Source organism: Nitrospira sp. (assembly GCA_029194675.1).
Classification (GTDB): Bacteria; Nitrospirota; Nitrospiria; order Nitrospirales; family Nitrospiraceae; genus Nitrospira_D.
In genome coordinates this window covers 623,973-637,250 of sequence record JARFXP010000003.1, presented here as the reverse complement: position 1 = coordinate 637,250, position 13,278 = coordinate 623,973, and the positions used below count along the sequence as shown (strand labels likewise).

The 13,278-nt window shown below is 56.3% G+C and carries 9 protein-coding genes; all 9 read left to right on the top strand.

Annotated features, from left to right (window positions below; genetic code table 11):
• Positions 1–13: 13 nt before the first annotated feature.
• Positions 14–1,255, top strand: coding sequence for a baseplate J/gp47 family protein (locus P0120_17910; protein ID MDF0676188.1), 1,242 nt, complete (start codon positions 14–16; stop codon positions 1,253–1,255).
• Positions 1,256–1,263: 8 nt separating this feature from the next.
• Entirely contained in the window at positions 1,264–1,950 is a 687-nt protein-coding gene (locus P0120_17905; protein ID MDF0676187.1) for a phage tail protein, read from the top strand.
• A gap of 2 nt (positions 1,951–1,952) precedes the next feature.
• Positions 1,953–3,191, top strand: coding sequence for a hypothetical protein (locus tag P0120_17900; GenBank protein ID MDF0676186.1), 1,239 nt, complete (start codon positions 1,953–1,955; stop codon positions 3,189–3,191).
• A gap of 215 nt (positions 3,192–3,406) precedes the next feature.
• Positions 3,407–3,949 (top strand): hypothetical protein, encoded by a 543-nt coding sequence (locus P0120_17895; GenBank protein MDF0676185.1) that lies wholly within the window; start codon positions 3,407–3,409, stop codon positions 3,947–3,949.
• Positions 3,950–3,978: 29 nt separating this feature from the next.
• A complete protein-coding gene (locus tag P0120_17890; GenBank protein MDF0676184.1) occupies positions 3,979–4,221 on the top strand; it encodes a hypothetical protein in 243 nt (80 codons plus the stop codon).
• A 74-nt stretch (positions 4,222–4,295) separates the two neighbouring features.
• Positions 4,296–6,452 carry a DUF4157 domain-containing protein gene (locus P0120_17885; protein ID MDF0676183.1) on the top strand — a complete coding sequence of 719 codons (2,157 nt, stop codon included), beginning with the start codon at positions 4,296–4,298 and terminating at the stop codon, positions 6,450–6,452.
• A gap of 966 nt (positions 6,453–7,418) precedes the next feature.
• Complete coding sequence (locus P0120_17880; protein MDF0676182.1) at positions 7,419–10,001, top strand: ATP-binding protein; 2,583 nt, start codon at positions 7,419–7,421, stop codon at positions 9,999–10,001.
• Positions 10,002–10,116: 115 nt separating this feature from the next.
• Positions 10,117–12,606 (top strand): PAS domain S-box protein, encoded by a 2,490-nt coding sequence (locus P0120_17875; GenBank protein MDF0676181.1) that lies wholly within the window; start codon positions 10,117–10,119, stop codon positions 12,604–12,606.
• A complete protein-coding gene (locus P0120_17870; protein MDF0676180.1) occupies positions 12,596–13,237 on the top strand; it encodes a response regulator transcription factor in 642 nt (213 codons plus the stop codon). Before P0120_17875 ends, P0120_17870 begins: the two co-directional genes overlap by 11 nt.
• Positions 13,238–13,278: the final 41 nt, after the last annotated feature.

The window sequence follows — 13,278 nt, the reverse complement described above, 5'->3', positions numbered from 1 at the left end:
AGGTGGAGCCACCATGCCGATACAACTCCCCAATCTCGATGACCGGACGTACACCGATCTGGTTGAAGAAGCGCGAAGGTTGATTCCGACATACGCGCCGGAATGGACCAACCATAATCCGTCGGATCCCGGTATCACGCTGATCGAGCTGTTCGCGTCCATTACCGAGATGCTGTTGTATCGGGTGAACCGCGTGACAGATGCCAATAGGCTGGCCTTTTTGAGGTTGCTGAACGGTCCAAGCTGGGAGGCGCCGGACCAGACGGATCCGCTCTTCAAAACGAAGATGGCCGATGCAGTCCGAGAGACGGTGTCGGCCTTTCGTGAGTCCAATCGCGCCGTGACGCGCGAGGATTTTGAGCGATCGGCATTGAAGGCCGATGCCACGATTGTGCGAACACGATGTCTGTCTCGGCGCAATCTGGAATCGGGCAATGCTCGTGCCGGTGAGATCGATGAGCCGGGTCATGTCAGCGTCGTGATCGTTCCGGCCGGTCAGGAAAACACACCACAGCCGACGCGCGAGTTGATGCAGAAGGTGGCGGCCGATCTGGAGCCACGCCGATTATTGACGACCCGCGTTCATGTCGTCGGACCGACCTATGTGACGGTTCGTGTGCGGCTGACACTGGTGCTTACGCCGGATGCGATCGAAGATCGATTTCGATTCAGCCTTCCATCCGCCGTTCAGGCGGATTTGGATGACCGAACCGTGTCCGGTGAGTTGAGGAGCCGTTTCGATGCGGTGGGGATGACGTTATCCTCACAGACAACCATCTCGGTCAAAACGGCGCAGAGCCGGTGGCTGATCACGGACGGCATGACCTTACGATCCTACACAGTCAGAAAAGAGGTGGATTCACAGGCAAGCCGACAACAGCTCAATGTCTATGAGGATGTCGGACGGGACCAGGCCGTCAAGAGTCTCAGGCAATTTATGCATCCTTTGTCCGGAGGTCGTGATGGACAGGGGTGGCCGTTCGGTCGAAACGTCTATGTTTCCGACATCTACGAGTTGCTCGACACCTTGCCGGGTATCGATTTCGTGACCAAAACCGTCGATCCCAATACGAAGAAAGCGCTCGACGAATTCATCGTCGGTGTCGGTGATCGGGACAGGTTGCAATACAATGAAGCCGGGGATTTGAGTGCCGTTGAAATTCGCTCTCACGAATTGGTCGATGCCGACGTGGTGCCGGACGATATTACGTTGGTTCTTCCGAAAGGAACAGATCCGGCAACGACAAATGTATGAGGAGGTTCATGACCACGCAAACCACACAATCGGCAAGCAGCCTCGTGCAGTCTCTGCCGGCGATCTACCAGGAAGATCCGTATCTCGGACAATGGTTGCTTGCCTTTGAGAAGATTCTGCTTGGTCGGCAAGACGGCGTAGAGTTTCCGGAAACGGGGGTTCCGTTTCCAGATCAAGGGATAGAAGAAAACATTGCAGGGGTCACGAAGTATTTCGATCCCTATCAGACACCGGAAGAATTCTTGTCATGGCTGGCAAGCTGGACGGCCTTTAGTCTACGCGCCGATGTCGGTGTGACCGAGCAACGCGAATTTGTCGCAAAGATTGCGCAGTTGTACCGGTGGCGCGGAACCAAGAAGAATTTACAGGATCTCCTGTCGATTTTTACCGTCAGTATTCCGACCGTGGTTGAAGAGGAGGACGAGGGCGTACAAATCGGGGTTCGATCGACCATCGGCGTGGATATGGATCTCGGCGGTGAAAAGCCTCATTTTTTCCGAGTCAAGATTTCGCTGCCGCGAGTTGCGCCGACGGTACAAGAGCGGCAAATGGAGATTGCCCGTGCACTGATCGATCTGGAGAAGCCGGCGCACACGTTTTATGAACTCATCCCGATGTTCCCAAGTATGCAAATTGGACGGCACTCTACGGTCGGCGTCGATACCCTGTTAGGGACAGCTCAAGGGGAGGATTGACCATGGCGGATGTTAAACGGCTGAATTATTTCACTTCGCAGTTTCTTGTCGAGAAGGATTTTACGGATGAGCAGGGGTATCACATGAATATGCGGCGACGGCATAACCAGTTGCTGCACACCTGGGGGATAGCAGACGGAGGACTTCAGGTGACAAAGTCCGCCGACAAGATCATCGGCATTAGTTCAGGAATGGCGATTGATAAAGACGGGCGGGAACTTGTGCTCTTGGATGCCCAATCGAAAGACCTCACAGCGTTTGGATCGAATGCGGATGTGTATATCACGGCCAAATACGAAGAGGTTTTCGACGCAGGTGACCATTACACTGTAGGCGGAATCGATAACTATACGCGTACGACGGAACGTCCTCTGGTGGAAGCAGGAACAACAGTCCCGGTGAATGACGGCTCCGTCATTGTGCTCGCGAAGGTGAAGTTGGACGGCGGTGGAACCATCGGCAGTGTCGACAGCACCGTTCGAAAAATTGCCGGCAGCGCTATCGATCCGACGGTAAACCTTGCGGCAAACAGTTTGAGCGTCACGGGAAATGCAACGGTGACCGGCAACGTCGGCATCGGAACGACAACCCCGAGCCACAAGTTTCACGTGGTTGCAGCGGACGCGGTCGGTTTGTTTGAGTCATCGGGTGGGCAAGCCTACTTACGGCTTTCGACGAATGAAGGGTTGGGGAATCGAGTGGAGATTACCAATAGTCCAGGAGGACGATTGAGTTTGTGGACGGCCGGAGGAGGCGATGTCTTTAATATCACCAAAGACGGCAAGGTCGGCATCGGTACGCCAACTCCAGGATTCAGCTTCGATGTAACCGATAGAATGCGGGTCAGGCAGGGTCCGAGCGGTACAGCAGGTATTTGGATGTATCAAACTGCTCCTAACACTGACCGTGCATTCATTGGGATGGTCGATGATGATCACGTAGGTTTATGGGGAAATACCGGTGTCGGGTGGGGGTTAAGTATGAATACGGCCAACGGCAACGTCGGCATCGGGGCAGTGACGCCGAAAAAGCCTCTTCATATTGTTCGTAACCCGGGTGTTCCCAATCCTATTGTGATTGAAGGCGCATTTGCGAGTGATTCTGATGCAAAAGCACTGCTTGCGCAACTTCCTGCTAACTCTCTCATTGTTGGAGGCGCATGGGGAAGCGGGCTCTATTTCTATTGGAGGGACAATCAAAGTGCATCGTATAGAGTAATTTTGTCGGGGACCGCTTTCTAGCGTGGCATCCGGATAGTGCTCTTCCTTGCATCAAATAATCGCTGTGTTGGAGCATGGACGAATCAAGCAAGGGGCAAATGTGAACCATTATCGGAAGCTTTTTGAATCTCTTTGATGGGAAACAAATGTTGCATAGGGTGTGTGCAATGTTGAAACGAGACAGGAAGAAGAACGGAGTCGAAGAGCTTCAGCCGGAGTAGGACGAGGGACAGACTATGGATATCGCACAGTTTCTCAACAATATTTCAGACACTCTCGAAACAGGGGATGTCGTTGTGATTGCCGATAAGCAGCCGATGTGGCCCTCTGCCTCAGGGCCGGCTCTTTTTCCTGAGGTGGATGTATCGGATCGAAGTTATGATACTCGGGTCTGTGGGGTGGTGTCCCATGTCGGCATCGATCAGCTGGGGCTCCCAGCAAAGCAATCAGAGAAAGCAAAAACCAAGAAAAATGGAGAGAAGACAGCGGGTGCGCCGCAGAGAACGCACACGATAGAAGAGTTAGCCAAAATAGATCACACAAAGATCAATCCAGGACAAAAGGGGTTCATGGTCACGCTTGGAGCCTTTGCGCACTGTAAAGTGGATGCCGATATTGCGCCGATCAAGGCCGGCGATCTGCTCACGACCAGCCACACGAAAGGACACGCGCAGAAAGTTATCGATCCCAGCAAGGCCGTGGGGGCTATCGTGGGGAAGTCATTGGGCAACTTAAAAAAAGGAAAAGGCAAGATTGCCGTGCTGGTGATGTTGCAGTAAGGACGACATCCTGACGAACGACGGCACTGATGGTTCGAGAAAGGGTCAACACCATGCAACAAGCTGTACAAAGTCGCATCGCATCCTTAAAAAAGGAGCTGGAGGCGGGTCAAGGACGCCTTCAGGAGTTAGAACGACAGCAGATGTATCTGCGGGATACTCTGCTGCGCATCAGCGGCGCTATTCAGGTATTGGAGGAAGTGCTGAAGGAGTCATCTGTGGAAGAAAGCAACGGTGACCGTCCACGAGAAGAATCAGTGGTCTCGTCCTAGGATAGGCAGTATCAGGCACCCTTCGTTACCATGCCTGACACCGATCCTCATCGTTGTCGAGGAGGAACAGGTCCATGAAGCAGCACCTCGCAGATAAAGCCGTCACAGTGGAGCCAGATCGAGCGCGACGGGGGACAGGACCGGCGCTATCCGAGACGCAACCCGGTGCCACGCGTCACCCAATTCTCCAGTTGCAAGGTACCATCGGAAATCAAGCCGTGAATCGGCTCCTGCAATCAGGCACGTTCCAGACCAAGCTCATGGTCAGCCGGCCGGGTGACACACGAGTGCAACGGCAGGAATCGGACGAAGAAGAACGACTCCAAGGGAAGTTTCCCCAAGAGAAGGTTCCCATGGTCCAGCGCAACCGTCCAGACGACGCACTCCAGAGGAACCCGGGGGCTCCCGCTGCACCACCGGCTCGACACCCGAACCGAACCGGCCTCCCCGATCACCTCAAATTCGGTATCGAGTCTCTGTCCGGCCTGTCGATGGACAATGTCAATGTTCACTACAACTCTTCCCAACCGGCAGGACTCAATGCGCTCGCCTATACGCAAGGAACAGATATTCATGTAGCGCCAGGGCAGGAACAGCATCTGCCTCATGAAGCCTGGCATGTCGTCCAGCAGACGCAGGGCCGCGTCCAGCCGACGATGCAGCTGACTGGCGGCGTGCTGGCCAACGACGATCAGGGACTGGAGCATGAGGCGGATGTGATGGGGGCGAAGGCGGCAGTGGTTGGGATGGCGCAAGAAAATTCAATGAAGGCTGACACCATTAATTCCACCATCAACACCGCTCAGTGCTGCAATGCTCCTTCGTCTGCCCCCGTTCAGCGCGCCGTAGGCTTCGAGTTTGAGATTGGTGCCGTTTCTACCACTAAGCTCACCCCCCGCTTTGGGCGCAGTGCCCGCCGCGACAAGCTTCCCAAGAAAGATGTGTTGGTCAACGGCACGGGCTACAATGTCGAGGCGGACGAGGAAACCGCTCAAGATCCGAACTACGGCAACACCTCCTATTCTGGCTATTCAGATCTGGAGTTTGTGACCGATGCCTTTCCTGTGAGTATTACGGGCTTCACGCAACTCACCCAGGCTCTAACCGACATCGCAGCCCTCATCACCCACATCCATAGTCATCCCAATACCGATATTCCCGCAGACATGCTACCGAGAGGGAGTGCAACGGCTAACCGCTATCTACGATTCAATGGAGGCTTGCTCGCCGGCAAGCCTCAAGCGACCGTAGGGCTCAGTCTGGCCGCACTCGGTACGCTGTTTCAGGACATCGCGACTAACCCGGGCGGGGGCGCGGCGGCACCCACTGCGGCTCAGGAACTCTTCGGGGGTGGGCTAGATCCCAGTGGCTTTGGTACCTCCGTCGGCGGAACGGCCGCCACGACTGGGCTTGCCAGGGTCGGTGCTGCGCGCGCGGCGGCCCATGCGGAGATAGTTGCCTCGCTTCCGCATAGCGAGCAGTCGGTCGAGATGGAGGCGTTGATGGCCCATCTTATTCTCTATCTCGATCAAGGAGAGCAAGGAGTTGCCGGTTACGGCAAGACAATCGCTGGTGGTCTGATGATGAGAACCGCCTTTGACACAGTTTATCAGCAGATTCCGCCAGTTGGGCGAGTGACGACCGATAAACATCCTGATCTCTTCGCGCTGATGGTCTGTCGTGCCGCCCGGCGCGTGAATGCAAATATTAACGACGATGGCGACGTTTTCTCGGGCGGAATCTATAACGACAACCTTAAATACGGTCCAGCCTCTGCGGAACCTAAAACCTCAGCTCAACGGGCAGCTCTGACAGGCCACCTGCGGCGGCGTGACTGGCTGGAGGGGATCGCGAGCGGCGTCGATAAGCTGACCCGTGTTAACTTCCCATCGCAGCGGCTCCGCCATACCAGCGAAATTGAATCCCTGGGTAGCTATGGCGTAACCACCGATACGATGGGCGCCATCCATCTTCCGATCCTTGAGTTCAGAGGCCTGCCGCAGATCCAGGCGGGCATTTTCCCACTGATGGCGATGGACATCTTCCGTTATGTCTTTGCCTTGAACACCGCTGCTGGGACCGGCAATCCTGGTGATCTTCAGGCTGTTGGGATAAACTCGCGTACTGCACTGCTCAATCCTTCGGATCCCAATTACGCGCTAGAACTGGCCAATGCCGTAACTGCGGCAGCCCATGCCGTCGCTGGATGGCGAGGCACGACAGGCGGATGAGGTCGCATTTCTACTCAGACTACTAAGTTCAACGAGCCAAATATGAATTTTGAAGCCTCTCCGTCTTGTCATACGCCGGGCAAGAGAGCGTAGTGGGGGCTGCTCTTCAACATCAAAGAACATGTTGTGATGGTCGACGGAGATGGAGAGCTGATCGATCCGAGAGCGAACGTTGGAAAGCCGGAGTCCCACCGGCACCTTCTGTTTTGGCCATATTCCAGACTCTCACAACCAACGTGCAAACCCAAAAAGCCGGAAGATCCGACCGGAACTTTTTGCGAACTTTTTACGTCGATAAGGAACACAACACCCACTCGCCCTGGAACGGATAAACGAAGGATATTGATCTTCGTTCATAGGGGAATGAACATGGCGCGTCGGTCGATCGAACGAGCTACGGAATACAGTGGTGAGCGGCTGAGCAATTTTTAGGATTGTCGCTCCCCGGATCCCTCTTGGTGTGGTTCGATGGGTTTTTTGCTCGTCCGGATTCTCCTCTGGACCTCGTAGCAGGTTGATATCCAAATCTGCTTCGTGTCGTTCACCTGCATAATGTCCGTCGCATTCGGCCAAGGGTTTCGCTGAAGGCTTTTAATTCAGGAAGCCGAACCGTAGACACAAGCCCACAGACGCATGGAGATTTCGGCAATTTCCCATTCTGGAAAGAAGAGTTCTGGCGGGTAACCGATGACGATCCTTTCTTGTTAAAGGGCGTCCCGTCCAACTAAGATTGAAATGCGAGATTGGGGTCGTGGGGTCGCATCTTGCAGGCATACAGCTCAATGCGGATGCCGCAATGTGCTTGACCTCTGAGTCCCGTCCACACCAGCGCGTACGCAAGTTCCAACATGGCTCCTATCCGTTGACTGTCGGCTACGGTGTTCCACGCCAGCTTGCAGCTCGTCTTTTAGACCTCTACAATATCGCGCAATTCATCCCGACCATCGAGCGAAGGGAGACTGTGGCATGCCGAAAGCGAGGAAGACCGATTCCACTGCAAAGGCCCAGAGCGTCTCGAAGAAATCCACTCCGTCACCCTCGCCTGCCTCGTCCACAGCGGAAGATTTCGAAAAGCTCGGCGTCTTTTATATGGGACGGCCGTATGATCTGGCCACCAAGCAGGCCAAACCTGGATGGCTGCTGTATGACTCGAAAGATCTGGTGACGCACGCGGTCTGCGTCGGGATGACCGGCAGCGGCAAGACAGGCCTGTGCCTCGCGCTGCTCGAAGAAGCCGCTATCGACAACATTCCCGCCATCATCATCGATCCGAAGGGCGACCTCGGCAATTTGATGCTGACGTTTCCATCGCTCAAGGGTGAAGACTTTCAACCCTGGATCAACGAGGACGATGCGCGCAAGAAAGGCTTGTCGTCAGCAGATTATGCTAGGGGGCAGGCCGAACTCTGGACGAAAGGTTTGGCAAGTTGGCAACAGGATGGGGCACGGATTCAACGGCTTCGAGATGCAGCGGATGTTGCGATTTACACGCCGGGAAGCAACGCCGGGTTGCCGGTTTCCATCCTTAAATCGTTCGCCGCGCCGGCTGCCGATGTGCGTGAAGATGCGGAGCTGCTGCGGGAGCGTATCAGTACGACCGTCACGAGTTTGCTCGGCCTGCTTGGCATCGAGGCCGATCCGATCCAGAGCCGTGAGCACATCCTCTTGTCCACAATTCTCGATCGGACGTGGAAGAGGGAAGAAGATCTCGACCTTGCCACACTGATTCAGGCCATCCAATCACCGCCGGTATCGAAGATCGGTGTGATGGATGTGGAGTCCTTCTTCCCCTCGAAAGACCGATTCGCGCTCGCGATGAAGCTGAACAATCTGTTGGCTGCTCCAGGATTTCAGGCCTGGATGGAAGGAGAAGCCCTCGATATTCAATCTTTGCTCTATACGCCGGCAGGCAAGCCACGTCTGGCGATCTTTTCCATCGCGCATCTTAGCGATACCGAGCGCATGTTCTTTGTCACGCTGCTCTTGAGTCAAATGGTCGGTTGGATGAGGACGCAATCTGGTACGACGAGCCTGCGAGCATTGCTCTACATGGACGAGATCTTCGGCTACTTCCCACCGGTAGCCAATCCTCCTTCGAAGCTCCCTTTGATGACCTTGCTCAAACAAGCGCGCGCGTTCGGACTCGGAGTTGTGCTTGCCACGCAAAACCCGGTGGATCTCGACTACAAGGGCTTGGCTAACACCGGCACCTGGTTCATTGGACGATTGCAGACGGAGCGAGACAAGGCGAGGGTGCTTGAGGGATTGGAAGGGGCTTCGACGAGTGCCGGAAAGAAGTTTGATCGAGGCCGCATGGAACAAACTCTGGCGGGCCTCGGCAATCGCATCTTTCTTATGAACAATGTGCACGAAGATGAGCCTGTCGTATTTGAGACGAGGTGGTGTCTCTCCTATCTGCGCGGACCGCTCACCAGAATGCAGATCAAGCAGTTGATGGACCAACGAAGACGTGAAACCTTAGACGTGAAGCGTGGAACGGCAGAAACTCCGCGCTCAGCACTCAGCCCGCTTCGCACGCCTCGCAGACTCATCGACGCGGGCCCGCTCAGCGAGGCGAGCGAGTCCTCAGCACTGACATCCCGTCCCATGTTGCCTCCGGATGTTCCGCAGCACTTCGTGCCGTTGCGCGGTAGCAAGCCGGAGGGAAGTGAATTGGTCTATACCCCAATGCTCTTGGGTTCCTCACAGATTCGCTTCGTCGATTCGAAAAGCGCAACCGACAATACACAGAATGTGGTCGTATTGGCTCCTCTAGTGGACGGTCCTGTAGCGGTCGATTGGGACAAGGCGACAGCGGCTGAATTGGCGGTGGCTGATCTTGAACGAGATCCGGAAGCGGGAGCACGGTTTCTAGCGTTGGCGGCGAGTGCCGGCAAGGCCAAGAGCTACGCCGATTGGAACAAGGACTTTGGCGGCTGGCTCTTCCGTACACAAAAGGTGGAGTTGTTCAGGAGTCCCAGCACCAAGGAAGTATCAAAACCTGGAGAATCCGAGCGAGATTTCCGCGTCCGGTTGCAGCAAACCGGGCGAGAACAACGCGATGAGAGCGCCGGGACGCTTCGCCAGAAGTATGCGTCGAAGATTGCCACACTTCAAGAGCGTATTAGACGGGCGGAACTGGCGAAAGAAAAACAGCAGACCGAATCTCGTTCCAGCCAAGTGCAGGCGGCGATTTCTGTCGGAGCCTCCATTCTCGGGGCGTTTCTTGGACGAAAGACGATCAGCGCCGCGAACATCGGTCGGGCCACGACCGCGATCCGGAGTGCCGGCCGAGTCATGAAAGAGTCTCAGGATGTCGGGGTAGCCGAAGAAAATGTGGCAGCGTTACAAAAACAGTTGGGCGATCTCGAAGCACAATTCAAGGCTGAAAGCGATATGCTGGCCGCTGCAACCGATCCACTGAATGAGAAGCTCGAAACGATATCCATCAAACCCACCAAAGCCAACATTGCCGTGAAGCTGGTGACCCTCGCCTGGACCCCGCACTGGCGGGATGCCGAGGGGGTCCTCTCATCAGCCTGGTCCTAGGCCTTAGGGCAATTTCTTCTAAGAGCCACTCGTGTTTCTTGGGACGTTGGGCGTAAAATGGCCCGGCTCGGTCACGTGCTGTTCGTGTTTCTGCCATGCTGCTAGGGAGACGGCCATGACCCAACCCTCGAAGAGGGAAGACCCGACTTCCCACCATGCCGCCGCCGTTGTTATGTCCGCGAGGCCGGAACAACTATTCAACGCCCTCCTCGAACAATCTGCTGTCGCGGTTGCTCTCATCGAGACAGCAACGGGTCGGATTGTCGCAGCCAACCGACGGTGCGAAGACATTACAGGGTTGCCACAGGCAGATCTGATTGCGACCCCTCTCCATGCCATCATCCACCCTCACGATGTGCCGACGATCCTCCATCAGATCGAGACACTGAAAACCGGGCGGACTCCAACAGTGTCTCTGGAACACCGGTGCTTCAAGTCTGACGGCTCCATTATATGGGTGGCGCTGTGGCTATCTTCTCCCTGTGACATCGGACAATCGCCGACCGTCTATCTCGCGATCCTCAAAGATATCACCGAACGCAAGCAGATCGAGGAGGCGTTACGGGCCAGCGAGCTAAGGTTCCGCGCTTTGAGCGAGGCGACGACGACAGCCATCTTTGTGTATCAACATGACAGGTTTCTCTATGCCAATCCCGCGGCCCTTGCGATTTCCCGATATACCCTTGAGGAGTTGTTGACGATATCGTTATGGCACATCATTCACCCGGAGTTTCGGGACTGGGCCAGATCACGACTGACGGCTATCGAACGGGGCGACCAGGATCCCTCACGTCTGGAAATCCCGATCCTTCGCAAAGACGGCGAAACTCGGTGGCTGGATTTCAGCGCGGCGACGATCCTGATCGACGGCCAGCCTGCAAGAATCGGTTCGGCCTACGATATTACGGAACGGAGGCTTGCGGAAGCACGCGAGCGAGCCAGGCTTGAGCGGGTTATCCGGCTTCAAGAAGGACAGCTGAAGTTCGCTCGGCTTACGTATGAAGAGCTGACGCCGGACCTGCGCACCATCATCAGAATAACGGCGGAGACCATCGGGGTCGAACGAGTCGGACTCTGGCTCTTCAACGGCGACCGTTCTGCGCTCGTCTGTCGCGAGCTCTACCGACGCAGCCTCGGGACATACGAGACCGAACCGGCACTGGAGGTCTCGCGCTATCCGGCCTATTTCGAGGCGCTTCAGCGAGGGTTGAGCGTGGAAGCGACCAGCGCGAGCAGCGATGATGTGACGAAGGAACTCGCCGAACCCTATTTGCGGCCGCTCGGCATCGCGTCGATGCTGGATGCACCGATCAGACGGGCCGGAAACCTGGTCGGAGTGTTGTGCTGCGAACACGTCGGTGAGCAGCGGGTCTGGTCCGCAGAGGAAACTTCGTTTGTGGCGGCGGCAGCCGACCATGTCCTGCTCAGTTTCACTGTGGAGGAGCGCAGAATGGCGACGGAGGCACTGCGGGCGAGCGAGGCGCGGTTCGCATTGGCGGCGCAGGGGGCGAACGACGGTCTCTGGGATTGGAACATGGCGACCGACGAAGCCTATCTCTCTCCACGCTGGAAGCACCTTCTCGGGTTCGAAGACGGAGAGGTGTCGAATCGCCTACAGTCTCTCTTTGGCCGGCTGCATCCTGACGATGAATCACGGGCGAAGGATGCCCTCCTCGTTCATCTGGAACGGCGGGTTCCGTATGATCTCGAGTTTCGATTGCGATGCAAGGATGGATCGTACCGCTGGTTCCGATCGCGAGGGCAAGCACAGTGGGATGATGACGGCCGTCCCTACCGGATGGCGGGGTCGATTACCGACATCACGGACAGGCGGCAGGCCTTCGACGCCCTGAGTGACGCCTATCGCTCCCTTCGATCGATGAGTCGCGAGGTGCAGGTCGCGCAAGAACGGGAACGTACCAGGCTGTCACGGGAACTGCATGATGAGTTCGGTCAGTCACTCGGCGCGCTCCAGTTCGATTTGACCCGTCTGGCTGAGAGCGGTTCCGGGAAAACTACTCCTTCCGGGTCCGTGCGTCAGCTCGCCACGTCGGCACTGGCAACGGTGGAGCGATTGTTCGTATCGCTGCGGGAGATGATCGAAGGTCTACGGCCGGCGGTGTTGGAAGAGTTGGGGCTTGTCGCCGCGATCGAGTCGATGGCGGTCAAACTGGGGCAACAGTCGAAGCTCAATTGTCGAATCGTTGCGGATCCCGAAATGCGCACGTCCATCGGTAGCGTGGAACTCGAAGGCGCACTGTATCGCATGATCCAGGAGTTGCTGATGAACATCGTTCGCCACGCCAGCGCAAAGTCCGCGACTGTCACCCTCCGCTCTGTCGAGGGATGGGTGCACCTCACGGTGCAGGACGACGGCCGAGGGTTTCAGGTCGACAAGGCGTTGCGCAAAGGGCGCCACGGGTTTCAGGGCATTCGGGAGCGGGCAGAATTGCTGGGGGGGACGGTCAAGATCCAGTCCGCGCCGGGCAAGGGCTCCTGCGTGACGGTGTCCATTCCGATCGATTCGAAGAAGCTGGACAGCCGCTGTATGCCCCCGCCACTGCCGGCGAAGCTAGGCAAGAAGAGCCGGCGCGATGAGGCATAAGTATAAATGTTTGGTCGTCGACGACCATCCGCTCATGCGCCAGGGAGTCAAGGACTTGTTGCTTGGAAAGGGGCTTTGTCATGCCGTCGTTGAAGCAGGTTCTGCTGAGGAGGCGCTCACAGCAGTTCGCCGAGAATCGTGGGATCTGCTGATCCTTGATGTGGCGCTTCCCGACAAACATGGCATCGAGGTCCTGAAGGAGGTCAAACTCCTACGCCCTTCCCTCCGAGTGATTATGTTGAGTCTGTATCCTGAACGAGAGTTCGCCCTGCGCGCGATCAAGGCTGGTGCGGCGGGCTATCTCACGAAGGATCGATCGCCCTCTGAACTCGTGAAAGCGGTTGAAGAAGTTGTCGCCGGACGACGGTACATCACTCCCTCGCTGGCCAACCAGCTGGCTGATTTGTTGGATCGCGGGCAACCAGAGACGCTGCATGCACGACTGTCCGACCGGGAGATGCAAGTCCTTCGGCTTCTGGGACAGGGCAAAGCCGTCTCGGCCATTGCCGATGAATTGGCCTTGAGCGTGAAGACTGTCAGCACCTATCGTGGGAGGTTGTTGGAAAAACTCAACCTGGCCACTACAGCAGACCTCATCAGGTACGCGATCGAACACCACCTGGCAACCTGAACTCTCCAGTAATTCCCTCCCTGTTCGATTACCCACCGCTT

Excerpts from the sequence above, each read along its gene's own strand:
- P0120_17910 (MDF0676188.1), top strand. The coding sequence starts at position 14 with ATGCCGATACAACTCCCCAATCTCGATGACCGGACGTACACCGATCTG.
- P0120_17905 (MDF0676187.1), top strand. The coding sequence starts at position 1,264 with ATGACCACGCAAACCACACAATCGGCAAGCAGCCTCGTGCAGTCTCTG.
- P0120_17900 (MDF0676186.1), top strand. The coding sequence starts at position 1,953 with ATGGCGGATGTTAAACGGCTGAATTATTTCACTTCGCAGTTTCTTGTC.
- P0120_17895 (MDF0676185.1), top strand. The coding sequence starts at position 3,407 with ATGGATATCGCACAGTTTCTCAACAATATTTCAGACACTCTCGAAACA.
- P0120_17890 (MDF0676184.1), top strand. The coding sequence starts at position 3,979 with ATGGTTCGAGAAAGGGTCAACACCATGCAACAAGCTGTACAAAGTCGC.
- P0120_17885 (MDF0676183.1), top strand. The coding sequence starts at position 4,296 with ATGAAGCAGCACCTCGCAGATAAAGCCGTCACAGTGGAGCCAGATCGA.
- P0120_17880 (MDF0676182.1), top strand. The coding sequence starts at position 7,419 with ATGCCGAAAGCGAGGAAGACCGATTCCACTGCAAAGGCCCAGAGCGTC.
- P0120_17875 (MDF0676181.1), top strand. The coding sequence starts at position 10,117 with ATGACCCAACCCTCGAAGAGGGAAGACCCGACTTCCCACCATGCCGCC.
- P0120_17870 (MDF0676180.1), top strand. The coding sequence starts at position 12,596 with ATGAGGCATAAGTATAAATGTTTGGTCGTCGACGACCATCCGCTCATG.